This window comes from Streptococcus marmotae (assembly GCF_001623565.1).
Classification (GTDB): Bacteria; Bacillota; Bacilli; order Lactobacillales; family Streptococcaceae; genus Streptococcus; species Streptococcus marmotae.
The window spans coordinates 1,053,604-1,077,151 of the sequence record NZ_CP015196.1 but is presented as its reverse complement, the minus strand read 5'-3'; the positions used below and the strand labels follow the sequence as shown (position 1 = coordinate 1,077,151).

The 23,548-nt window shown below is 42.1% G+C and carries 20 protein-coding genes and 1 pseudogene; all 21 read right to left on the bottom strand.

Annotation, left to right across the window (positions count from 1 at the left end; translation table 11 throughout):
• Positions 1-9: 9 nt before the first annotated feature.
• Positions 10-627, bottom strand: a complete 618-nt coding sequence (locus tag A4H00_RS05575; protein WP_067088039.1) for an HAD-IA family hydrolase — start codon at positions 625-627, stop codon at positions 10-12.
• Complete coding sequence (locus A4H00_RS05570) at positions 624-1,898, bottom strand: MATE family efflux transporter (protein ID WP_067088037.1); 1,275 nt, start codon at positions 1,896-1,898, stop codon at positions 624-626. Before A4H00_RS05570 ends, A4H00_RS05575 begins: the two co-directional genes overlap by 4 nt.
• 66 nt (positions 1,899-1,964) lie before the next feature.
• Entirely contained in the window at positions 1,965-3,449 is a 1,485-nt protein-coding gene (thrC, locus tag A4H00_RS05565; RefSeq protein ID WP_067088035.1) for a threonine synthase, read from the bottom strand.
• A gap of 111 nt (positions 3,450-3,560) precedes the next feature.
• On the bottom strand, positions 3,561-4,361 hold the full coding sequence (locus tag A4H00_RS05560; RefSeq protein ID WP_067088033.1) for a hypothetical protein: 801 nt from the start codon (positions 4,359-4,361) through the stop codon (positions 3,561-3,563).
• A gap of 95 nt (positions 4,362-4,456) precedes the next feature.
• A complete protein-coding gene (locus A4H00_RS05555; RefSeq protein WP_067088031.1) occupies positions 4,457-5,119 on the bottom strand; it encodes an HAD family hydrolase in 663 nt (220 codons plus the stop codon).
• 64 nt (positions 5,120-5,183) lie between these two features.
• Positions 5,184-6,032 carry a MurR/RpiR family transcriptional regulator gene (locus A4H00_RS05550; protein ID WP_067088029.1) on the bottom strand — a complete coding sequence of 283 codons (849 nt, stop codon included), beginning with the start codon at positions 6,030-6,032 and terminating at the stop codon, positions 5,184-5,186.
• A gap of 24 nt (positions 6,033-6,056) precedes the next feature.
• On the bottom strand, positions 6,057-6,950 hold the full coding sequence (locus tag A4H00_RS05545; RefSeq protein ID WP_067088027.1) for an ROK family protein: 894 nt from the start codon (positions 6,948-6,950) through the stop codon (positions 6,057-6,059).
• 142 nt (positions 6,951-7,092) lie between these two features.
• A complete protein-coding gene (locus A4H00_RS05540) occupies positions 7,093-8,016 on the bottom strand; it encodes a dihydrodipicolinate synthase family protein (protein WP_067088026.1) in 924 nt (307 codons plus the stop codon).
• 155 nt (positions 8,017-8,171) lie between these two features.
• Positions 8,172-8,828, bottom strand: a complete 657-nt coding sequence (locus tag A4H00_RS05535) for a YesL family protein (protein ID WP_082815593.1) — start codon at positions 8,826-8,828, stop codon at positions 8,172-8,174.
• A 16-nt stretch (positions 8,829-8,844) separates the two neighbouring features.
• Complete coding sequence (locus A4H00_RS05530) at positions 8,845-9,297, bottom strand: NanQ anomerase/TabA/YiaL family protein (protein WP_067088022.1); 453 nt, start codon at positions 9,295-9,297, stop codon at positions 8,845-8,847.
• Between the two features lie 385 nt (positions 9,298-9,682).
• Positions 9,683-10,513 carry a carbohydrate ABC transporter permease gene (locus A4H00_RS05525; protein ID WP_067088021.1) on the bottom strand — a complete coding sequence of 277 codons (831 nt, stop codon included), beginning with the start codon at positions 10,511-10,513 and terminating at the stop codon, positions 9,683-9,685.
• Between the two features lie 10 nt (positions 10,514-10,523).
• Positions 10,524-11,411: a carbohydrate ABC transporter permease gene (locus tag A4H00_RS05520; RefSeq protein ID WP_067088019.1), complete on the bottom strand. Its 888-nt coding sequence runs from the start codon at positions 11,409-11,411 to the stop codon at positions 10,524-10,526.
• Positions 11,412-11,636: 225 nt separating this feature from the next.
• On the bottom strand, positions 11,637-12,962 hold the full coding sequence (locus A4H00_RS05515; protein WP_067088017.1) for an ABC transporter substrate-binding protein: 1,326 nt from the start codon (positions 12,960-12,962) through the stop codon (positions 11,637-11,639).
• Between the two features lie 145 nt (positions 12,963-13,107).
• On the bottom strand, positions 13,108-13,815 hold the full coding sequence (locus A4H00_RS05510) for an N-acetylmannosamine-6-phosphate 2-epimerase (RefSeq protein WP_067088016.1): 708 nt from the start codon (positions 13,813-13,815) through the stop codon (positions 13,108-13,110).
• Positions 13,816-13,907: 92 nt separating this feature from the next.
• Positions 13,908-14,900, bottom strand: coding sequence for an acetylxylan esterase (locus A4H00_RS05505; protein WP_067088014.1), 993 nt, complete (start codon positions 14,898-14,900; stop codon positions 13,908-13,910).
• Positions 14,901-15,132: 232 nt separating this feature from the next.
• The gene (gene adhE, locus A4H00_RS05500; protein ID WP_067088012.1) at positions 15,133-17,781 is read right to left on the bottom strand and encodes a bifunctional acetaldehyde-CoA/alcohol dehydrogenase; all 2,649 of its coding nucleotides are present in this window, start codon (positions 17,779-17,781) and stop codon (positions 15,133-15,135) included.
• A 294-nt stretch (positions 17,782-18,075) separates the two neighbouring features.
• Positions 18,076-18,945: an ATP-binding cassette domain-containing protein gene (locus A4H00_RS05495; RefSeq protein ID WP_067088010.1), complete on the bottom strand. Its 870-nt coding sequence runs from the start codon at positions 18,943-18,945 to the stop codon at positions 18,076-18,078.
• Positions 18,946-19,803, bottom strand: a complete 858-nt coding sequence (locus A4H00_RS05490; protein ID WP_067088008.1) for an ABC transporter ATP-binding protein — start codon at positions 19,801-19,803, stop codon at positions 18,946-18,948.
• A pseudogene (locus A4H00_RS05485) lies at positions 19,800-20,632 on the bottom strand (ABC transporter permease). The gene A4H00_RS05490 and the pseudogene A4H00_RS05485 overlap by 4 nt, the downstream one beginning before the upstream one ends.
• Positions 20,632-21,591 (bottom strand): ABC transporter permease, encoded by a 960-nt coding sequence (locus A4H00_RS05480; protein ID WP_067088006.1) that lies wholly within the window; start codon positions 21,589-21,591, stop codon positions 20,632-20,634. The pseudogene A4H00_RS05485 and the gene A4H00_RS05480 overlap by 1 nt, the downstream one beginning before the upstream one ends.
• Before the next feature lie 165 nt (positions 21,592-21,756).
• Entirely contained in the window at positions 21,757-23,325 is a 1,569-nt protein-coding gene (locus tag A4H00_RS05475) for an ABC transporter substrate-binding protein (RefSeq protein WP_067088004.1), read from the bottom strand.
• Positions 23,326-23,548 lie beyond the last annotated feature (223 nt).

Genomic DNA, 23,548 nt, shown 5'->3' with positions numbered 1-23,548 from the left:
TGAAAAAACTTAAAATTTGTAAAAGATTTTCTCCTTGATATCCAAGAGTTGCTGTATTTCCTGATTGACAGGCGATGGGTAGGCTTGAAAATTAATACTTTGAATACCAGCATGGATCGCCACTTCCACATCTAGCCGACGATCCCCGATGTAGTAGGTGCTAGCCTTGTCTAAATCATACTTCTCCACTAGATAATCAATGGCATCTGGATGAGGTTTTCTCGCAAAGCCATCTGCACTGGTCACAATTTCCGTGAAATACTGGGCAAGCCCCAAATCAGCTAAAACCTGATGGGCATTGGCTCCCTTGTGGGTGTAGACAAAGTTAGCAATTCCTGCGTCTTCTGCCCAAGTCAACACTTCTTTGGTCCCTGGCATTAGATGAATCTGCGCATTTTTCTCCTGCAAGCTACTGCCTCTGTAAGCATTTAGCTCATGTGCGTTCAAATCATTTTCTGCCGCTACCTTTTCTAGCAATTCCCAGACTGAATGCTGTAAAATAAAGCTCCGAATCGCATCACGATTAAACTCCAAGTCATAATGAGCATAGGTTTCCTCAATACCTGCCAAAATCGCATCATAGGAATCCAGCAAGGTCCCGTCTAAATCCCAAATAAAGCTCGTCATGTCGTCCTCCTTTGTTTTTTATAAAGCAGTCCCAAAAATAGCCAGCGAAAGGCATTGTCTAAAAGCGTTCCAGCCCAGATACCGGGTAAGCCAAGACCCAAGGTCACGCCAAGCAGGTAGCCTGTGCCAATTCGAATTCCCCACATACCAATCGTTGTCGCATAAAAAGGGAGTTTGCCATTGCCTAAGCCCTGCCATACCGCCGTGTAGATGACAGTTCCTATTGTAAATGGTGTCCCTAAAAGCGAGAAGAGAATAACCAAGAGACTGGCAGCGACTGCTTCCTTATCCTGTGTATACAACTGCGTTAAGGGAGTTCCAAAGGCGTAAATCAGAAACGCCAAGGGCAGCATGAAACCAAGGGTTAACCAATAGCTTTTCCTTGCTATCTGGCTAATCTCCTCTCTATCTCCCTGACCCAAGCTACGTGCTACCAAGAGGACGGTCGCTGTTGCAATCCCAAAGGCTGGCATATAATTGAACTGGGTGAGTACCTCGCCAATCGCATTCCCTGCGACAGCCTGCGTTCCAAAGCGTACGACAAGGGCGATAATGACGACATCACCTGCCCGCATCATGAGACGCTCTCCTGCCGCTGGTAAGGATAGACGAAGCAACTCCCTATCTAAGCTCCAGCTAGGCTTAGCAAAGGAAATCGTGAGGGATTTCCACAAGACCACAACCCCCACTAGGCGAGCCAAAACGGTTCCCAGAGCAACACCTACAATCCCCCAGTCGAGGATGAAAATAAAAACACTAGAGAAAAGAGCATTTAAACCATTGGTTAGCAAGCTAACATACATGGGTAACCGAGGATTGCCTGTCGTGCGCACCAAGGCCCCCAGACTGGTCATTAAACCTAAAAAGACAATCGTACCACCGACAATGGCTAGAAAGATGCCTCCTGCTTCTGCCACAAGTTTTTCAGTTCCTAATAAACTGATAATCTCTTGTCCAAAGAAAAGGGAAATCAAGCCCAAGATGAGACTCATCAATAAAGTCATTGTCAGTGCTCCCGTTGCATGATTGGCTTGTGATTCTTGGTCTCCTGAACCCATACTACGTGCTAACACACTTGAAATAGCTGCTCCTAAGGCAATAAAAATGGCCTGATAAATCGCAATGATATTTCCTGCGACAGATACGCCTGAGATAGCGACTAAGCCTAAACTAGCCACCAAGTAACTATCCACCATCCCCATGAGCATTTGCAGGACATTTTCTGCCATAGCTGGCAAGGCTATCTGCATTATTTTTTTGTATTCTACCATATCGCAAAGAGGCAAAGAGCTTGCTCCTGCCTCCACTTTCTATTATTTTTTAACAATGATTTCTGACTAAACTCCTAGGTAGCGTTCGACTTCTTTTTGCATATCAGCTGCTGCAACAACTGTCTTATGCCGAACAGGAGCTGTTTCTAAACCGTCTACTGCTGGTGGAAGAGCTACTCCTGATAAATCCTGTAAGGTCGCAAGAGCCTCAAAATCACTCAAGCCTGTTTCTCCTGTGATAGCTTCTACTGCAACAACGGGGAATTTATAAGGACTAGCCGTTGAAGCAATCACTGTTTTTCTGCTGTCTTGACTGGCTATGGCATATTTTTGGTAGACGCTAGAAGCAACTGCTGTATGCGGATCTTCGATGTAGCGAGACATATCATACACACGCTTAATTTCTTGAGCGGTCTCTTCTTCCGTCGCCCATTCTGCTACAAAGAGGTCCAATATCTCTGGATCTACTGGGTCTAATTGGTACTGACCCTCTCTTGATAAGGCTGTCATCAATTGAGCTGTTTTTGCCGCATCATTTCCTAACAGGTGGAAAATCAGGCGTTCCAAGTTTGATGAAACAAGGATGTCCATAGACGGACTAGTCGTTACCTTAAAGGCACGTTTCTTATCATACACCTTGGTCTTAAAAAAGTCGGTCAAGACATTGTTTTCATTCGAAGCACAAATCAATTTTCCAACTGGTAAGCCAATTTGTTTGGCATAAAAAGCCGCAAGAATATTCCCAAAATTGCCTGTTGGAACTGTGAAATTGACCTCCTGTCCTGCTACAATTTCACCTGCCTTAACCAATTGCGCATAGGCATAGACATAATAAACAATCTGTGGCACAAGACGACCAATATTCATTGAATTAGCAGATGAAAATTGCATCTTCTGTTCTGCTAATTTCGCACGCAAGGTTTCATCGTTAAACATTTCCTTGACATTGGTCTGCGCATCATCAAAATTTCCGTCAATAGCAACCACATGGGTATTGTTGCCTGTTTGAGTGGTCATTTGCAATTCTTGAACTTTGCTGACACCATCTTTGGGATAAAAGACAATAATTTCAGTCCCTGGAACATCCGCAAAACCAGCCATCGCAGCCTTTCCAGTATCGCCAGAAGTTGCTGTTAAAATGACGATTTTATTTTCCAAACCATGCTTTTTAGCTGCCGTTGTCATCAAGTAAGGCAAGATAGACAAGGCCATATCCTTAAAGGCAATCGTTGAGCCGTGGAATAACTCGAGATTGTATTGTCCATCTAGCTTCACCAATGGTGCAATGTGCTGATCATCAAACTTGCTATCATAGGCATTGGTAATGCAATAATCTAATTCAGCTTCTGTAAAATCATCCAGAAATGCTCCTAAAATGACCTTTGCTACTTCCTGATAAGACAGGTCTTTCAAACGTTCAAAGTCCAATTCTACTTTAGGATAGGTCAGCGGGGTAAAGAGGCCTCCATCTGTTGCCAAGCCTTGCAAAATAGCCTGACTGGCAGTTACGGTATTGTGGCTATCTCGTGTTGATTGATATACTAGTGTCATGCTGCATCCTCAAAATCTTTTTTTCTATTTTATCACAATTTATCAGAAAATTGAAAGAATCTAAGAAAAAACCAGATGAAAATCCGGTTTTCTTCTCAATCATATACTAATTCAACGATAGGAACGACCTCGAACAATCTTTCCTATCACTCTTTTTTTAGGGATGGCAGGCGACCAACTTAAGCCAAAAATCACATTACATAGCCAAATAAAGAAGGCAAATACAAGCAGAGGAATCACACAAGTGGTCACAACTAATACCGCTACAGCATCCACCATATTTCCAAAAGCAGTCTCAAACTTCTCGAGCAGTCCTTTTGCTGCCCCTGTCACCTTTTCCCAAATAGAGGCCTCACTTTGTTCTTTAGTTGTTTCAGATACTTGCTGAGCGGCTTCAATGGTCTTTGCGATGGAACTATTATAGGTCGACTCAATCTTATTCGACACAAAGATACTTGTAGGAATAATAAATAGTATAACAGCTGAAAAAAGCGAGAGACGGATTGCTAACTGCTTGACCTTCTTGTTTTTTAAGTAGATATTCCCAGCAAAAAGGACAAGTGCCCCTGGGACAAGCCATTTAAAGACCACTAGACCTGTAATTGACAGAAGATATTTTTGCAACCAGATTCCAGCATACACCACTAGTAAATAATCTGCCAAATCGGCTATATTTTCCGCTAAGGGGCCACCAACATCTCCTGGAATTAAGGTGATAGCGGTAGACGTTGTTCCCGTCAAGGCTGTTAAGGTTAAAACCGTTTCTTTTTTCTCATCCAAAGCAAGAATTGATTGGGCATTCATGTTTAAAACCAACTGAGAGTCTGCCAAAACAAAAAATGACACTACTGCGAGCAAAAGAAACAAACCAACCAGCACTTCTTTCTGGTGTCTGTAAATCCAGTTTACCATACTATTTTCTCCATTTCATACATTCTCTATCAGAATTTGATGAATCAGCCCTAGTATATCATATCGGACTCTTTGCGTCTACTGAACAAAAGTGGCTAAACGAGAGATTGAATCAACTCAAAAATAGTAGCCATGTCTTGACAAAGAAAATCTGCCTGCCTTTGATCAATCGGCATTCTTGTTTCTTGATAGGCAATCACCCGTACACCTGCCGCCTTAGCAGCTGCAATACCATACGCAGAATCCTCGATTGCGATGGCATGTTGGGCATCTACCCCTAATTTTGTCAAAGTCGCCAAATAAATGGCTGGATTAGGCTTGCTTTCCGTAAATGCTTCACCACTGACCACGGTATCAAAATAAGACAAGATACCACAACTCTCTAAAACTTCCTCGATGTGGTTCTTTCGTGAGGATGAGGCAACAGCTAGTTTGATACCTTTTTCTTTGGCATAATCCAAAATATCAATCATATCTGTCCGAAACAAGGATAGATAATCGATATCTTGATACCGCTCTTTCGCATATTCTTCTAGCTGTTCACTAATCTCAGCTAACGAAAGGCTGCTACCAGATAGATCCTTAATCGCTTGTGCTAAATAAGCATAAGAACGCCCAATTAACTTCTGAAATTCTTGCTCCTTTTCGGCACACCCTTCCTTACCAATACTACGTACAAAATCCTTTTGAACTTGAAAATCTAGATACTCTGTATCAACAATCACCCCGTCCATATCAAATATAATCGCTTCTATCATGCTATTCCTCTTCTTGTAATCGCTTTCTTATTATTATAGCACAAAAAATGAGAGTAGAAGCACTCTACATCTCATTTTCGTCTACTTCTTCCTTCACTTGTAAGGCTGAAAGCGTATTGGTAAATAATTCATTCCGAGCATCTCGGTCTAAATCAATATAGTAGGCATAAAAAATGTCAATCACAACTAGAACAGGGAACTGGGGTGAAATGATGTTCCCCTGAGCAAGATTTTTCTTAATAGCCACAAGTACCAATTCATCGCAACTATCCCGCAATTCTTGACGATTCTTCGAGGTCAGCAAAACCGTACTCGCACCAACTTCTCGTGCATCCCGAACAGCATTGATAATGCTCGTTGACTCACCTGACACAGATATTCCAATAACTAAGCACTCATCATTTAAGGTGACACGATTCATCCGAATCATATGGTCATCTGTAACAGCCTTACAGGCCATTCCTAACCGCATGAAACGAAATTCAATTTCCCGTGCGACTAGTCCCGAGCTACCTTGTCCATAGATATAGACACGCTTAGCATTGTTTAGCAAGTGTCCTACTCGGACAAACTGCTCTTCATCAATGAGCGAGTAGGTCTTATTCAATAATTCGCCATAGTCAGACAGAACATGTCTAGTAAGATCACGGTTCACATGGCTAGGTTCAGTCGTCAGATTGACTTCTCGAAAGGCATAGACAAACTGTCGATAGCCGGAAAAACCACATTTTTGAGCAAAACGCGTCAATGAGGGCAAAGAAACATATAGCCTTTCAGAAACAGCTTTTGCGGACAAGTGATCATTTTCTGCAGCATCTGAAAGAAAATAATCCGCAATCTTCCGTTCGATATGTGTGAAATCGCTATAAGCTGCTTCAATCATCGGAAGCACATTTTTCTCTAATGACACCATATCCCTTTCTCCTCATTCTATTTCTTACGGACGACTAGCCTGTTTTTGTTTGAAATGATAGTAAGCTCCAAACATACCTGCTGTATTTTGGTGTTGGGCAAAAACAATCTTGGTTTTTTCGGCGATACTGGATACAAGATTGGCTTTCACAGCCGCTTCGATTTTTGGTTTTAAAATCGCTTCTTGCCCCATGATGCCACCGCCTAAAATCACCACTTCTGGATTAGCCACATAGCAGATATTGGCAATTCCTTTTGCCAAATAATGCACCATACGATCCACTCCCTGCACGCAGAGCGGATTGCCTTTTTGAATTTCTTGGAAAATCCGCCGTCCATTCCAATCTTTGACATCGTCACCATGGGCTTCTGCCACATAGCGAACCAAGGCAGTTGTTGACGCCAAATCTTGAAAATCGCCGTCTGGTAAGTGAAGATAGCCCACTTCACAGGCCGAATTGCTAAAACCGTGGAAAACATGGGAGTCAATCAAGAGACAGCCCCCAATACCTGTACCGACTGTCAAGCAAACAGCTACCTTTGCTCCTTTCCCACTTCCTGAGACAACCTCAGCAAGCCCTGCGCAATTAACATCATTTTCAATCTCACATGGAATGCCAAACTGGGCTTCTAAATCTTTTTTAAACTGCGTACCAGCATAGTTTGGAATTTGTGGTCCAGCGTAGAAAATCTCTCCCTTATCTGGATCGACCATCCCCGCTGAGGAAATGCAAATGCCAGACAAACTAACTTCTTCCAAGTAAGTCGAGACAATCGTCGCCACCTTTTTCAAAATCTCTGGACCGCCTTTATGAGCCTCTGTCGGCATTTCTTGGCTGACCAACAAATGAGCTTCCTCATCAATCAAACCGTACTTGATACTAGTCCCACCAATATCAATGGCAACATATTTTTTCATGAGTCACCTCTTCTCCTCTTCCTCTAGTAAAACGAGCTTAGTGTAACAGACACCGTAGTTGAACGGGTACTACTCACCGTTCGCACCCCACCCAACTATGCAGGAGACACCAACATCGCATTCGTTGAAATCGTGCTGTTGATTACACTCCCAAGAAACGCTCTTTGGTTTCACGAATTAAGCGGGCAGCTCCTTCGACAACGGCTTTATCAGACTCACATACTGGAGTTAAAGGTGCACGTACGCTTCCTAGATTTAATCCTTCGTTGATACGCAATACTTCTTTGATCACCGCATACATATTGCCATGTGCAGCTACTAAATGCTTGATAATATCGTTAATCGCAAATTGCAATTCTTTAGCTGTTTCCAAATCCTTGTCTGCAATCAATTGGTTGAGTTTCAAGAAGAGTTCTGGCATGGCACCGTAAGTTCCTCCGATACCGGCAGCAGCACCCATGAGACGACCGCCTAGGAATTGCTCATCTGGACCATTAAAGACTACATGGTCATCGCCACCAAGACTAGCAAAGGTTTGGATATCCTGAACTGGCATAGAAGAATTTTTCACCCCGATAACCCGTTCATTTTTGAGCATTTCTTTGTAAAGACTAGGAGTGAGAGCTACACCTGCCAACTGAGGAATATTGTAAATCACAAAATCCGTATTTGGAGCTGCTGCACTCATGTCATTCCAGTATTGGGCAACAGAGTATTCTGGCAAGCGGAAATAAATCGGTGGAATTGCCGCAATCGCATCCACTCCAAGACTTTCTGCATGACGTGCCAATTCGACGCTATCTTTTGTATTATTGCAAGCAACATGGGCAATAATGGTTAATTTCCCTTTGGCAACAGCCATGACTTCTTCTAACACGACTTTACGGTCGGCCACACTTTGGTAGATACATTCGCCAGAAGAACCATTGACATACAAGCCTTGCACGCCTTTTTCGATAAAGTATTCTGCTAGGCTACGAACGCCTTCTCGGCTAATCTCCCCATTTTCATCATAACATGCATAAAATGCAGGGATAATTCCATGGTATTTTTCTAAATTTTTCATTTGTTTTCTCCACTACAAAAGAAAGAGCATTTGCTTTCTTTGTCTTTCTATTACGTAAAAGTCCAACCCAAGAGAGGGTCTTTTCTGGGTTATGAAAACCTCATCTGACCCATCTTGCGAAGGAATTTTTCATCTAATTGGTATTCGTAATTCCCTTATTGAGGGGAATTGTCATATTTTCTAAAAATCGGCTCCAGAATTCCAAGTTGTAGATAAACTAAACTTGAAAATCCTGCTAACAAAAAGAACATGCCGCCAAAGACAATGGTCCAGCTTGAACCTATGAGCAAAAAGGCAAGCAAGGCAACAAAACCTAACATCCCAAAAGTCCACAGGAAATGCAGACCTGCCAGCACGAAGGCGGTTTGCAAGAGTTCTTGCAAGCTTTGTTCAAAGCGTGCCGCCAAAGGATAGGCATAGAGCATCACCATGATCATCAGGAAAAAAATCCCAAACGCCAGCATTTTCATTCCTTGAAATACCATCGCTGTCTGACCTCTAAAAAGTAGGAAGTTCATCAAGCAAATGATACTGACCAAAATCTCGATTCCCCCTAAAGCCAGACCGTGCTTCCATTCTGCTTTAAAGCTATGGATATAGAGGCGAATCACTCGAACCCCTCGACTTTCTCGCACTTCTTGCAAGCTTCGATACAGGCTAATTTTAGCAATGCCAATCGTCACAATCGGTAAACAAGAAATCAGAAACAAGAGATTGAGTGTGACCAAATCCAAGATTTTTTCACAGACTCTCATCAGCCAATTATCGGTATTAAAAATAGATGATAACAACTGGGTACTCCTATTTCTCATTTCTCGTCTCCCTCTTTTAGTCAATAAGCACTTTCACTACGCACTTTTTAACTCGTTCACCTGCCCGATCATACAGATTAGGCTGGTGCGGCTCATTTGGTAGGAAAATGGCAATATTCTCTTCTGTCAGATGAAGAGGAGTCGCTAGGTTACAAGAAACAAAGCCAATATCGCTCTCTTCTTCGTAATCCTTGATAACTTCTTTCACCTGCTGACCGTAATGCATCAATTCTCGACCTTCTAGTAAAAAGTGGAAATCTGCAAAACGTTCATGGTATTCAAAACAATCATCTAGCTCTTGATTAAGCTGATTATCCTGTATAAAGAAGAACACCTTGTCTTCATTGATGGCATAGCGCCCTAAAGCAAAACTCGCCATATCATGTGTTAACAAATAATCAATCGCTTGATCCAGATGGGGATGCAAACCACGATAACGACCTATTTGTTGTAATTGATCAAAAATCATCCGATTTCCTCATTTTCTACAATTCCTTGAAATAAATTTGGGAGTGTTGGAAACAGGGCTCGTTTTTATTGCTGGCTTAGGGTGATAAACCCCACCGAGCAAACAGTGAAAACTCTACTTTGCAACACCCACCGATTGAAAATCCACTGGACGAAGCTGAACACAAAGCTTCGCTTTGCCTATTTCCAACTTAGAATGGTGCACTGCACTGTGTGGAAAGCAAAACTGCGTTTTACCGAATTTCCAACCTAAAATAGCTCCTAGCCTGAGAGGAAAGCAAAACAGGGTTTTGTCGAATTTCCAACTTAGAATGGTGCACTGCACTGTGTGGAAAGCAAAACTGCGTTTTGCCTATTTCCAACTTGAAACTATCCACTGGATTGTTTCAACCTTTCACAGCTCCCATGGTAATTCCTTGTGTGAATGATTTTTGGAACATGAGGAAGACGGCTACGATTGGGACGGCTGCCATGGCTGCTCCGGCCATGATAAGTCCGTAGTCAGTTGCCATTTCGGCCTGCATGGTTGCAACCCCTAGTGAGATGGTCAAGTTTTGACGGGATGTCAACATAACCAACTGCATAAAATAGTCATTCCAAGAATTGATAAAGGTGAAAATCGCAAGAGCTGCAAACCCTGGTTTAACGATTGGGAAGGCTACATCCCAGAAGGTCCGAACTTCGCCACAACCGTCAATCTTGGCTGATTCCAGCAATTCTGTTGGAATGTTTTCACTGAATTGTTTCATGAGGAACACCCCAAATGGCCAGCCAACAAGCGGTAAAATAACTGCAGCAAGTGTATCGTGAATTCCCAAGAAATTGACAATCCGTACAAGTGGTACCAAGACAACTTGTTTTGGAAGGGCCATAGCGGCAATGAAAATCGCAAAGAGAATCCGTTGACCATAGAAGCGTTTCTTAGCAAGAACATAGCCTGCTAGAGAAGAGGTAAGACACACTAAAAGCATGGTTGCTAGCGAAATGAAGACACTATTCCACATCCATTGAAGGGCAGGATTTTGCACAACCAACCGCTCAAAGTTTTCCATGGTTGGCATTTTTGGCCACCACTGAGGTGGGATCACAATTGTATCTGGTTGAGATTTAAAGGCCCCTGTCAAAATCCAGTAAAATGGGAAAATAAAGAGTACCGTCAACAAAAGCAAAATGATTGTTGAAATCACTGTAAATGGAGTTAATTTTTTCTTTTTCATGCTTGTCCTCCTAGTATTCCACATCATTTCCAAGAATCTTGAATTGGGCAAAGCTGATAAGGGCAATCATGACCGCAAGGAAGACACCCATGGTATTTGCATAGCCATATTCAGAGAGCTTGAAGGCTTTTTCGTATAGGTAGTACATCAAGGTACTAGTTGAGTAGTTTGGTCCTCCAGATGTTAAGAGCTGAATGAGCGCGAAACATTGGAAAGAGTTAATCGTTGTAATAATCGCAATATAGAGTGTTGTTGGCAATAAACTTGGCCATTTGATTTTCCAAAAGACTTGCAATTCTGTCGCACCGTCCACACGCGCCGCCTCGACAAGAGAATTGTCAATATTTCCCATTGCAGCAATATAAAGAATAATCGGTTGACCGACAGATGTTGTCAAGAGAATCACAATGATAGCGAGCAAGGCCCAATGTTTATCCCCTAACCAGCTAATATTTTGCTCGATAAAGTGACCAGATTTAAGGACAAAGTTTAAAATCCCTGATAGTGGGTCATAAATCCATTTCCAAACAACCGTTACGGCAACACTCCCTGTAACAACAGGTAGGAAGAAGACAAAACGGTAGAAAGAACGGGCAATCGCATTTTGACTGTAGGTCTGAGATGCCACAAACAAAGAGAAAAATACAACAACTGGTACAGAGCCGATTACGATAATCACCGTATTGATCAAGGATTTGATAAATACAGGATCTTGGAACATCCGTTTATAATTCTCCAAGCCAACGAATTGAAAAGCCGTCATCGAATAATCAAAGAAACTAGTGATAAATCCCATGATCATCGGAGCTAATACAAATATGGCAAAGAAGACTAAAACCGGTGCTAGAAATGCATAGGAAACAATCGTTTCTCTCATTCTTATTTTATTAACTTTCACACTAAACACCTCTCCTTATGTAAGATATGAGAAGGCATAAAAACCGATATTCATGGTATTTCCGCCTTACTTTGATAAAAATAATCCCCCTTTTTCATTCAAGGAAAATGGACGAGAAAAGGGGGAAGATTATACATTGTCTAGAAAGAACCAAATGCTATCTAACCATAGCAACTAGCCCATCCTTCAACATTATCTCGATAGGCGTATGCCTCATCTACTTGATTATTTCATTGCTTTTTGAATAGTTTCATTTGCTTTTTCAGTAAATGTCTTCAAAGCAGCATCAGCTTTCTCATCTCCATTTGATACAGCTTGCAACATTGGGAACCAAAGTGTTCTCATTTCAGCGAAGCCATCAATTGTGTTGTAGTATGGTGAGTAGTATTGAGTCCAAGAGCTTAGAGTTTCCATGCGTTTGTCATCATACAATTTACCAAATGAAGTACGAACTGGGAATGCTCCTGTACGTTTCACGTCTTTTGGACCCCATTCTTTATCATCAGCGATAAATTGGATGAATTTCTTAGAAGCTTCAATTTTCTTGTCATCTTTGTTGTTGAAGACACAGAATCCATTGATAAGGTATTCCAAAGCAGGTTTACCGCTATCTGATGGGAATGGTACTTCAACGACTTCTACCTTACTTGCTTCCAAGAGTTTACCTTGAATACCATTTTGTGATGGTGCCCAAAGGATAGTGTAAGAAGTTTGACCGTTTGCAAAGTTTTGGATATCTGCCCCACCGTCAAATTGAGAACCGTTAGAAAGAAGACCATCTTTAATCCAGCTAGAAGCCATTTCAAGACCTTTTACAAATTTTGGATCGTCTGTTGTATACTTGGTAACAGCCCCATCTGTTACTGAGCCACCATAAAGGTTAGCGATAAAGGCACGAGTTCCTTGGTCTCCCCCTTGACCATTCGCAAAGAGTGAACCTGGTGTATAGCCTTTATCTTTCAATGCTTTCAATACTTTTTCAAAATCAGCAGTTGTCCATCCTTCTTTTACAAGGTCAAGAACACCCGCATCTTCAAGCATTTTCTTGTTCATCGCCATATAGAATGGTGCTGAACTGATTGGATACATGTAAGCTTTATCACCTGCCTTGCTGGCATTGATAACATTCTCATTGGCAACATCTTTCACATACTCATCTGTAAAGAGGTCATTCAAATCAGCCAATTTACCATTTTTACCATATTGGATAATCCGTCCTGGTGCATCAAAGAGTACATCTGGTGCTGTTCCTGCTTCAATAGCTGTTACAATCTTTTCTGGACCAGACTTGAAGTCGATGGTTTCCAATTTTACTTTCACATCTGGATTTGCTTTTTCAAATGCTTCAATGATTGATTTTTCGTATGTTCCAACAGCGTCGCTTGCATTTTCTTGCGTAAATACTGGGAAAGCCCACCAAGTGATTTCTGTTTTACCTGAGCTATCAGACATTTCTTTCTTATCAGCACTTCCGCCAGAATTGCCACATGCTGCTAATGACAAAACAGAAGCTCCTGCCAATAATGAACAAACTAATTTGTTGAATTTCATTCTTTTTCTCCTTTTCATTGGGTCCTATTATGGACAAGTGATACGACAACTACCTCTATTGTTTTTTCTCCCTATACTGTCAACTCCCTTTTTTATTTTTTCATCGTAGTTATGAATACCTTAGCTAATCCATAACCTTCCTAACTTATTTAGAAGGAACCACCGCAGCTACAAAGCGTTTGGTAATTTCCTTTGGACGTGTAATTGCGCCCCCAACTACAATACCTCTCACCCCGAAATCATGAATGATTTTTGCTTCTTCTGGGTAATAAATTTTCCCTTCTGCAATCACATCCACTCCTGCGTCGCAGAGTTTCTGAATCAATTCAAGGTCTGGACCATCCTCTTGTCGACTATAAGCAGTATAGCCTGACAAGGTTGTTCCGACGAAATCCACACCAGCCTCAACAGCAGCCATGCCTTCTTCATAAGTGCTAATATCTGCCATCAATAATTGAGCTGGGTATTTTTCCTTGACCCGTCTAATGAACTCTGCCACAGTCAAACCATCGTAACGCTCCCGTTTCGTACAATCAAGTGCAATCACCGCAATTCCAAGAACTGCTAGCTCATCAACTTCTTTCATCGTAGCAGTGATGAAAGGTTCTTGCGGCGGATAGTCTCGCTTGATAATACCGATAATCGGTAAATCGGTTACCTGCTGAATCTGCTTAATATCACGTACGCTATTGGCACGAATACCAACTGCGCCTCCTTCTTCTGCTGCTTTTGCGAGCAGTGGCATGACTCCTCCCTCTTCTGTATAAAGAGGTTCGTGCGGAAGGGCTTGGCAGGAGACAATGATTCCGTCTTTTATCTGGGCTATCAGTTCATCTTTTGATCGTATTGCCATATCTTCCTCCTTTTCTTTTTGATTTAAAGCGCTTTCTTTTTGCTGGTAAAAACAAGGCTATCGTAGCCTTATTTGCCCCAAAAGAAACACTTTTATTTAAATTCCGTTAGTAATGATTTGCTTTCAAAATGTGTGCCACAGAGCCAGTTAAATACTTTGTTATTCGTATAAACAAACATTCCTTCGTGAGCATATTCTGGCATGAGGTGGTATTCTTTTTCACATTCCAAGCGGTTATACATGGCAAATTGCGTGATTGGGTAGCAGACGTCATCATCAAGACCTGTAATCATCTTGACAGAGCCTTTAATCCGATGTGCCAGATTTTTCACATCAATATAGCCTAGCGTTGCAAAGACTTCTTCTTCTGTCTCATGGAATGGATCATGGAATTTGAAATAGCGGAATAACTCATCATAGGCCTCGCTGGTATTGCCAATCTCCAAGACCCGTCTGAAATCACAGAGGAAAGGATAAATCGCAACGGTATTTGTAATCCGTGGATTGAGAGCCGCCGCAACAAGGGCTAAGGCACCCCCTTGGGAACCACCATAGCTCGATAGACGAGTTTCATCAACTCGCTCAAAACCAGCCACCAGCTCTACCAAACTATAAATATCCAAATACACATCCTTGTAGAAAAGATGTTCTGGACCATCCACTACACCGCGGATAATCTGCCCCTTGACTGTATTTCCTCGAACATCTCGAGGTCCATCAAGAGAGTAACCAGACTGACCACGCACATCCATGGAGACAATCCCATAACCTGCTGTCGTATAAGACAACATATCTGCCCAGTCATATCCTCTACCCATGTAGCCATGAAAATGGAAAATCACAGGAGATTGGTCAGCTCCCTTTGGCAAAACCATCCGAGCATACACCTTACCACCATTGGTCCCGTCAAATTGAATTTCGTAGCAATCAACTGTCGGAAGGCCGAAATCTTTCTCAATCAGTCGATAGTCCACAGGAAGTTTCAACTCTGCAATGGCACGATTCCAAAATTCGTCAAAATCCGCAGGAGCCTCATCACGACCACGATAGGTCTTCATTTCTTCCATTATTAGGGGATCTCTCATCTTTTTAATCCCTTTCTATGTTTTATGTAAGCCTTTACATTTAGTATACCACTTCTTTAAATATTTTCAATATTTTTACGCCAAAAAGAAAGTAGTTCCGAAAATACTTTTTAAAACCCCTTTTTTCACCAAACAGGTAGTTATTTTGAAACTACTTTCTTCATGAAGAAAAATAGCAGAGCGAAAGATTTTTTCGCTCTGCTACTGTATTTTATTGGGGAATCCTATGGAATTATTTGAGACGTCCTGGGCGTTCTTTGTAGCCATAATAGGCGTCTTCAATGATTTCTTGCATGTGGTCAACCATTGGCAAACGTGGGTTTGCAGGAGAACATTGGTCCTCATAAGCAAGGAAGGCCAAATCACGCGCTGCTTCTTTCCATTCTTTTTCATCGATACCTTGATCTTTGAAGTTCATCTTGATACCAATGCGTTCACCGAGTTCATAAACCGCTTTGGCATAAGAAGCTACCCCTTCTTCTGGTGTAGAAGCTGGAAGGCCAAGCATTTTGGCAATATCTTGGTATTTCTCGTCTGCACGGTAGTAATTGTACTTCGGCCAGGTCGCAGTCTTGGCTGGACGAGTACCATTGTAACGAATGACATACGGCAAGAGAATAGCATTAGTGCGTCCATGGATAGTGTGGAATTTACCACCAATCTTATGGGCCATAGAGTGAGAAATTCCTAGGAAGGCATTAGCAAAGGCCATCCCTGCAATGGTAGAAGCATTGTGCATCTTCTCACGAGATTCAAAATCAGCATTCTTCACAGAACTTTCAAGATTTTGGAAGACCAGTTTTATCGCTTGTAACGCAAGTCCATCTGTGTAGTCATTAGCCATCTGTGATACGTAGGCTTCTGTCGCATGCGTCAAGACGTCCATACCTGTATCGGCTGCAATAAAGCCTGGAACTGTCATGACAAGCGCTGGATCTACAATCGCTACAGTCGGTGTCAATGAATAGTCTGCAATTGGGTACTTACGATTATTAGCCTTATCAGAAATAACCGCAAATGGTGTGACTTCTGAACCTGTACCAGATGTCGTTGGAATAGCGACAAATTTGGTTTTCTTGCCTAATTCTGGGAATTTGAAGGCGCGTTTGCGAATATCCATGAATTTTTGAACCAAGTCATGGAAGTCAACCGTTGGTTGCTCATAGAAAAGCCACATTACCTTGGCAGCGTCCATCGGAGAACCTCCCCCAAGGGCGATAATGGTATCTGGTTTGAAGCTACGCATCAACTCTGTACCCTTGTATACTGTTGAAATATCAGGATCAGGTTCTACCTCTGCAAAGATTTGGTACACAACCTTATTGCGACGAAGTTCAAGTTGCTCGAGAATTCTGTCCAAGAATCCAAGTTCAACCATGGCATGGTCTGTGATAATCATCACTCGTTCTACATCGCGACATTTTTGAAGGTACTGAATAGAATCGCGCTCGAAGTATGTTTTTGAAGGAACTTTAACCCATTGCATATTATTTCTACGTCTTCCTACTTTTTTGATGTTCAAGAGATTAACAGCACTTACGTTGTCACCGACTGAGTTGCGTCCGTAAGAACCACAACCAAGTGTCAAGGATGGCAAGAAGGCATTGTAAACATCCCCGATTCCACCGAAGGTAGATGGAGAATTGCAGATAACACGAATAGCACGTACGGCTTTCCCAAATTCTTTGGTCAATTCTTCGTCTGCTGTGTGGATCGCTGCAGAGTGGCCAAGTCCATGGAATTCTACCATTTGGCGTGCTTTGTTAATTCCATCTTCACGAGATTCTGATTTCAAAACAGCGATAACTGGAGATAATTTTTCGCGTGTTAGCGGTTCTTTTTCTCCGACTTCTTTACACTCTGCTGCGAGGATATTGGTTCCTTCTGGTACGCTAAATCCTGCTTGCTCCGCAATCCAGACTGCTGATTTTCCAACAATATCCGCATTCAATTTTGCGTCTGCACAGTTTTTACTATTAGCTTTTGCCCCAAAACAGAACTCTTCTAGCAAGGCTTTTTCTTTTTTATTTACAAAATACGTATGGTAGGATTTGAATTCTGCGACAAATTCATCGTAGATTTCTTTGTCAATAATCACGGCTTGCTCAGAGGCACAGACCATTCCATTATCAAATGATTTAGACATAACAATGTCATGAGCTGCCTGGCGAATATTAGCTGTCTTTTCAACGTATGCAGGAACATTCCCCGCACCTACCCCAAGAGCTGGTTTTCCACATGAGTAGGCTGCGCGCACCATGGCATTCCCACCTGTTGCAAGAATCGTTGCAATGCCGTCATGATTCATCAACTCAGATGTTGCTTCCATAGATGGTAGAGTAATCCATTGAACACAGTTCTCAGGAGCACCTGCTGCAATGGCTGCATCACGAACAATTTGAGCTGCATGTGCTGAAGATTCTTGCGCAGATGGATGAAAGGCAAAAATGATTGGATTACGAGTTTTAAGAGCAATCAATGATTTAAAGATAGCTGTTGAAGTTGGATTCGTTGTTGGAGTAATTCCACAAACGACACCCACTGGTTCTGCAATCAAGGTCAAACCATTGACATCATCTTCTTCAATGATTCCAACTGTTTTTGTATGGCGCATGTTGTTGACAACGTGCTCACAAGCAAACAAGTTTTTTGTTGCCTTATCTTCAAAGACACCACGCCCTGTTTCTTCAAAGGCATGAAGCGCTAATTCTCCGTGGGCATCCAGCGCTGCAACAGAGGCTTTTGCAACAATGTAGTCAACTTGATCTTGATTCAATTTGCGAAACTCCTCAAGGGCAGCCAACCCTTTTTGTACAAGGCCATCAACATGTGCACGAGCTTCTACTAATCTTTCTTCTGGTGATACTGTTTTCTCAACCATCTATGATTCCTCCAAATTGTTTTCTGTTAACTTTTGTTTGTTAACTTTTTCACAAATATATTCTACACTAAAAAATACCTCTTGTAAATAGTTTGTTAAAAATTTCACAAATTAATTTATAAACCTTGTGATACTCCGTCAAAAATCCCATCATTTAAGGATTTCAAAGGTGATATTGTGAATGTTTTTCAAAACTTTTTTTGTTTCACAAATGAAAAAACAGGAAATGTTTGCTGCATTTTCCTGATTTTCATAGTCTATTTCCTGATTTTATCATGAAATTTTACTAATCTATTACTTCCGTACAAAGTGATTCGCTTCTATTTCTATCCACTTGGCACTTGATGCTAGCTCAACATCCTGAATGTTATTTGCAATCTGATGCAGTTGCTTCCTTGCTTCACTAGGTGATAGAGGGAGATTGGCTGACAATAAATACTGCGTATACGGATGTTGAGGATTGGTAAATAATTGTTCGGCAGGAGCTAGTTCGACCAAGACACCTTTATAAAGAACAGCAATGCGTTGGGCAAAATGCCGAACGACGTTCAAATCATGCGAGATAAAAAGATAGGATAAGTGAAACTCTTCCTGCAATTCGGATAATAGTTGTAAAATCTGCGCTTGAATCGAGACGTCCAGGGCTGATGTGGGCTCATCACAGACAACAAACTGGGGCCGATTCACCACCGCTCGAGCAATTCCGATCCGCTGACGCTGACCACCACTAAAAGCTTTTGGTCGTTTGTGAATAGCCTCCCCAGTAATTCCAACTCTCTCTAGGATGGCACGCGCTAGTTCATCTGCTTCCTTTTTAGGAAGTTTATAAAGTGGTTCCTTAACCAATTCCAAGGCAGATAAGTAGGGATTCAAGGCTGAAAATGGATCTTGGTAGATAATCTGGAGCGCCTGATTGGCTAAATCATCTGGATTGAGTCCCACATAATCCACCTCTCCCTTGCTTGGGTTTTCTAACCCTAAAATCAATTTAGACAAGGTAGATTTGCCACTTCCAGATTCCCCCACTAGACCGAGAGTTTCTCCCTTGTATAAGGTCAGGGTCACACCATCTACTGCAACTTGTCGTGTTTCTTTACCGAGTAAATTCTTCTTGCTATAGACTTTTTGAACATCCCGAACCTCAATCAATGCTTCTTGTCCCATTTAGTATCCTCCTTGTCTCACAAAGTGTGTCCCTGATACCGCAACTAGTGGCCCATCGATTTTTTCCTGAGAGAGAAAATCACTGGTTGGTCCTGTCTCTAACCGTGCTGCCTGCAATAGCTCTTGGGTGTAGGGGTGGAGAGGGTTATCAAAAATATCGTCCACCGTCCCAGCCTCCACAATCTGGCCTTCCCGCATCACCTTAACCTGGTCACATAGGCCAGCAATCACGCTAAAATCATGACTCACGATAATGACTGTCAAATCAAGACTCTCTTGCAACTGCTTAATCAGGGCCAAAATTTGCGCCTGTATGGTCACATCTAGGGCTGTCGTCGGCTCATCAGCGATTAGGACTTTCGGCTCAGCTAGCAAAGCCATCGCAATCAAAATCCGCTGCCGCATCCCACCTGAAAACTCAAACGGAAACTGCTTTAGACGCTGCTCAGGGTTAGAAATACCGACCTTAGTTAGCATATCTACCATCTTTTTCTTGCGTCCCTCTGCTGATTCAGTTGGACTAAAACGTTTGATGATTTCGTCTAAATGGTAACCGATTTTTCTCAGTGGATTGAGAGAGGTCATCGGGTCTTGAAAAATCATGGCCATCGGCAAATGCTGATAGTCCGCTACCGCTTTGCCTTCAAATTCCAAGCGGTCATATTGCACCAGCAAATCCTTGGGCTGAATCCCCATCATCGACTTGACTGTTAAGCTTTTTCCGCTACCAGACTCTCCGACAATACCAAGAATTTTCCCCTTGGGTACTGTGAGAGAAACTTTCTTGACCAAAGTCTGCAACTGCTTGCCTTTCTGAGTCTGAATCGTCAAATTTTCTAAATGAATACTATCTGTCATCCTTCTGTCTCCTTCTGCAAGCTATCACGAATCAAATCACCTATATTATTGAACGAATAAATGGTTAGCAAGATAAACAAACCCGGCAAAATAGCCATGTGGGGCAAACTTTGCAAGGTAGACTGAGCATTTTGCAGCAAGCTCCCCAAGATGCCAACGGTTGTTGAATCCCGATTCCCAAAAAACTCAAGGCCGACTCTGTCATAATAGCCGAAGAAATACTGCCAGAAGCCGCCACAATCAAAGTCGGTAGAATAGATGGCAAAATGTGTCGCCTGATAATGGTTGAGGGCTTAACAGCAATAAAGCGGGCATAGCCCACATAATCATGCGTTTTAGCCGACAAGGTCTCTGCTCGAATCAAGCGGGCAATCCGCATCCAAGAAAAGCCGCCAATAACAATGATAATCGTTGTTAGTCCCGGTTTCAAAAAGACACTCAAAACGATTACCAAGACCAACCATGGAATCGAGGACAGCACATCCACCAGCCGCATAAGAATCGTATCTAAAATGCCACCAAAATACCCCGCTACAACTCCAATAATACTGCCAATCAAAACGGAAGCTAACATCGACAGCACGCCTACCAAGAGAGAAATCCGCCCACCATATAAGACACGGGCAAAATAATCCCTTCCGACATTATCTGTCCCAAATAAATGGGCTAGGCTCGGTGCTTGATTCATCTGACTCACATTTGTCGAATTGGGATCCAAAGGTAATAACGGAGCCGTTATGGAGAGAATCGTTAAAATAAGTAAGAAAAGAACCGAAAAAAGATAGAGAGGAGAGGCAAGAATTTCCTCTTTTACTTGTTTAAAAACCATTACGATTCACCTCCTCTAGTAATCCGTGGATCAACAATCGAATACAGAATATCAGACAAGAGGTTGCCAAAAATAACCAAGCTAGCAGAAAACAGCATGACAGCCATGATTACTGGGTAGTCCAAGGCCCGTGTGGCTGCTGTCAAATAAGGGCCAACGCCTGGCCAAGCATAGATTGTCTCCGTAATCAAGGCACCCGTGACTAACATGGGCAGAGCCATCCCAATCTGAGTCACAATTGGAATCAAAACATTCCGCGCGATATGCTTTCCAAAAATTTCCCATTTACTAGCCTGAAATGCTTCTTGTACCGTCACATAATCTTGGTCCACTTCCACGATTGCCGACGCCCGAATGTAACGGATCAAATCCGGCATAAAGGCCATCACCAAGGTAAGATAAGGTAGGGTAAAATGGGCTAGAAAATCGCCAATATCTCCTTCTTTCCCCAAGGTGTGCATCCCAATAAATGGAAATAGATTCAAACGATAGCCGAAAATATAAATTAAAATCATGGCAAACCAAAAGGTCGGCATCGCAATCCCTAAAGAAGCAAAGGCATCAATTGCTCGATCTAGCCACTTCCCTTTGTTAGCAGCCGACCAAAGCCCTAAAATTATTGCAACAATCAAGGCTGTTACATAAGCTGGCAATACCAGCGAAATCGTATTTGGAATCTTCTCCGCCAAATCTGCCGCAATACTGTGATGGGTTAAAAGCGAATTGCCAAAATTTCCTGTCACAATATTTTTCAACCAAATACCATATTGAACAAAAAACGGTTGATTTAAGCCATTTTTTTCCTTCAATAATTCGATTTGCTCCGGTGTCATATTTGGCGTTGTCAATGAATCAATGACATCAAACGGAGCTAGCTGAATCAACGAAAAAACGATAAATGAAATCAATAATAACAAGGGAATCGCCTGCGCAATCCTCTTCAATATATATCTAACCATATTCCTCCTATAAACTCGAAAGCACTTAGTAGACCAAGGCCGTTTCTTTGCAATACGTCTTTGTCAAACGGAAACCGAAACTCATTATAAGAAAATCGGACCTCCTATTTCTAACGAGTATGAAAAAGAATTGAGGGACTGGACGCTTGGCCCACTCCCTATTCCTTATTGTTTAATCTTTAAGTGAGATGGATCTTCAAAGGTATAGATTGGAACTAAACCAGCTTCTTTCACCCCTTCGATACGATTATTCACTGCCAAGATTTTCTTATTGTCAACGATTGGATAGATAGCCGCTTCCTCAGCAAGAGCCACTTGCAAGTCATCATAAATCGCCTCTCGCTTGCTCTTATCTAGCTCAACAGCCCCTTTTTCAAAGAGAGCATCTACCTTATCCGAACGTAATTTAAAGTAATTGGAACCACCGCCTGATTTAAACAGACGTGCATATTGGTCTGGGTCATTGCCCATGATGTAGCCACCCAAGAATAAATCATACGCTGTCGATCCTTCTTTGCGCAATTCTGCAAAGAGGGCAGTTGAATCACCTCCAGCCAATTCGACTGTCACTCCGATTTGTGACAATTGCTCTTGGATAAGAGTCGCTTGCAAGGTTTGGGCTGCATCTGATGTATTATAGCCTAAATTCACTTTCAAATTCGTCACGCCAGCTTCAGTTAATAGAGACTTCGCTTTTTCTAGATTTTGCTCATATTTCTCTACTTTTTCAGTCGCATATGGATTCGCAACTGGTAAGAATGAATACGGTGTTTCATAATATTCTTTGTCTAGGTAAGCTGCTTGGTCCATGTCCTCTTTATTAAGAGCATAGAGGAGGGCTTGACGTACCCGCACGTCCTTTAGTTCGGGTGTAGACGTATTGAGACCTAGGTAGCCGACACGATTTTCAGTATAAGCGTAAGTTGTCAGCATCTTTTGGTCTAAATCCGCAATATCTGTCGGCAAAACAAAAGATGCGTCCACCTCGCCTGTCTGTAGGGCAACTTTCCGAGTATCAGCACTAGTAATGATCCGTAGCACGAGATTCTCAACTGCTGGCTTTCCTTTATAGTAGTTCTCGTTTGCCGCCAATTTGATATACTGCCCATGCTTGTATTCGACAAATTTGTATGGACCAGTCCCAACTGGAACATTGGTCAATTCGTTCACAGAGAAATCTGGCTCATCGTTGTAGGCATGCTCTGGAATAATATAAGTCTCGGTTACGATATTATCCAAGGCTGCCGCACTAACAGCTGGAAGATTAAACTTCACTGTATAATCATCAACCTTTTCTAAGCTAACTGGTTGGCCATTGATATACAAACTATCTGCATTCCCATTTTCCTTTTTCACCTTTTGTGCATAGGTAAAGAGAACGTCATCAGCAGTAAAGGCTTCCCCATCTGACCATTTCACATCTTGTCGTAATTTCACCGTAATGCTCAGACCGTCTGCAGCAACCTCGTACTTCTCCGCCAATTCATTCACATAAGAACCATCAGCTTCTACACGTACCAATGGCGAATAAATAAAGTTTGTCAAGGTCAATCCCCAACGGTCACTCGTATTGATTGGATTAGTTGAACTCGGGTCCCCGTCAATAGCATAAGTAAAAGTTGTACTGTCCGCTGACGATGAACGTGTTTCCTGAGACGACTTACTTGCTCCGCATGCTGCCAAGGCCAATACAGCCACTGCAGATAGGATGCCCGTTAACACTTTTTTCTTCATATCTCGCTCCTTTTAAAAATAATATTGGTCTATCATATCAATAATTAGAGATTTTGTACAATATATAATCTCAATATCCTCTTAAAAAATTTTTATCAATAAATTCGATGAGGTAATTTTAAACCGAGCAGTATAGATGAGTTTTTGAACTGCTTGTGTTTCAAAATTGACTGTTTTCAAACAAGTCTAATCCACTGTCCAAGACCACTTCCCTCTGATAGTC

What these genes read in the sequence shown, in the direction of transcription:
- A4H00_RS05540 (WP_067088026.1), bottom strand. Translation starts at nt 8,016, where the DNA reads ATGAAAAATTTAGAAAAATACCATGGAATTATCCCTGCATTTTATGCA.
- thrC (WP_067088035.1), bottom strand. Translation starts at nt 3,449, where the DNA reads ATGACACTAGTATATCAATCAACACGAGATAGCCACAATACCGTAACT.
- A4H00_RS05505 (WP_067088014.1), bottom strand. Translation starts at nt 14,900, where the DNA reads ATGAGAGATCCCCTAATAATGGAAGAAATGAAGACCTATCGTGGTCGT.
- adhE (WP_067088012.1), bottom strand. Translation starts at nt 17,781, where the DNA reads ATGGTTGAGAAAACAGTATCACCAGAAGAAAGATTAGTAGAAGCTCGT.
- A4H00_RS05475 (WP_067088004.1), bottom strand. Translation starts at nt 23,325, where the DNA reads ATGAAGAAAAAAGTGTTAACGGGCATCCTATCTGCAGTGGCTGTATTG.
- A4H00_RS05560 (WP_067088033.1), bottom strand. Translation starts at nt 4,361, where the DNA reads ATGGTAAACTGGATTTACAGACACCAGAAAGAAGTGCTGGTTGGTTTG.
- A4H00_RS05510 (WP_067088016.1), bottom strand. Translation starts at nt 13,815, where the DNA reads ATGGCAATACGATCAAAAGATGAACTGATAGCCCAGATAAAAGACGGA.
- A4H00_RS05515 (WP_067088017.1), bottom strand. Translation starts at nt 12,962, where the DNA reads ATGAAATTCAACAAATTAGTTTGTTCATTATTGGCAGGAGCTTCTGTT.
- A4H00_RS05530 (WP_067088022.1), bottom strand. Translation starts at nt 9,297, where the DNA reads ATGATTTTTGATCAATTACAACAAATAGGTCGTTATCGTGGTTTGCAT.
- A4H00_RS05495 (WP_067088010.1), bottom strand. Translation starts at nt 18,945, where the DNA reads ATGGGACAAGAAGCATTGATTGAGGTTCGGGATGTTCAAAAAGTCTAT.
- A4H00_RS05545 (WP_067088027.1), bottom strand. Translation starts at nt 6,950, where the DNA reads ATGAAAAAATATGTTGCCATTGATATTGGTGGGACTAGTATCAAGTAC.
- A4H00_RS05550 (WP_067088029.1), bottom strand. Translation starts at nt 6,032, where the DNA reads ATGGTGTCATTAGAGAAAAATGTGCTTCCGATGATTGAAGCAGCTTAT.
- A4H00_RS05525 (WP_067088021.1), bottom strand. Translation starts at nt 10,513, where the DNA reads ATGAAAAAGAAAAAATTAACTCCATTTACAGTGATTTCAACAATCATT.
- A4H00_RS05575 (WP_067088039.1), bottom strand. Translation starts at nt 627, where the DNA reads ATGACGAGCTTTATTTGGGATTTAGACGGGACCTTGCTGGATTCCTAT.
- A4H00_RS05480 (WP_067088006.1), bottom strand. Translation starts at nt 21,591, where the DNA reads ATGGTTAGATATATATTGAAGAGGATTGCGCAGGCGATTCCCTTGTTA.
- A4H00_RS05570 (WP_067088037.1), bottom strand. Translation starts at nt 1,898, where the DNA reads ATGGTAGAATACAAAAAAATAATGCAGATAGCCTTGCCAGCTATGGCA.
- A4H00_RS05535 (WP_082815593.1), bottom strand. Translation starts at nt 8,828, where the DNA reads ATGAGAAATAGGAGTACCCAGTTGTTATCATCTATTTTTAATACCGAT.
- A4H00_RS05555 (WP_067088031.1), bottom strand. Translation starts at nt 5,119, where the DNA reads ATGATAGAAGCGATTATATTTGATATGGACGGGGTGATTGTTGATACA.
- A4H00_RS05490 (WP_067088008.1), bottom strand. Translation starts at nt 19,803, where the DNA reads ATGACAGATAGTATTCATTTAGAAAATTTGACGATTCAGACTCAGAAA.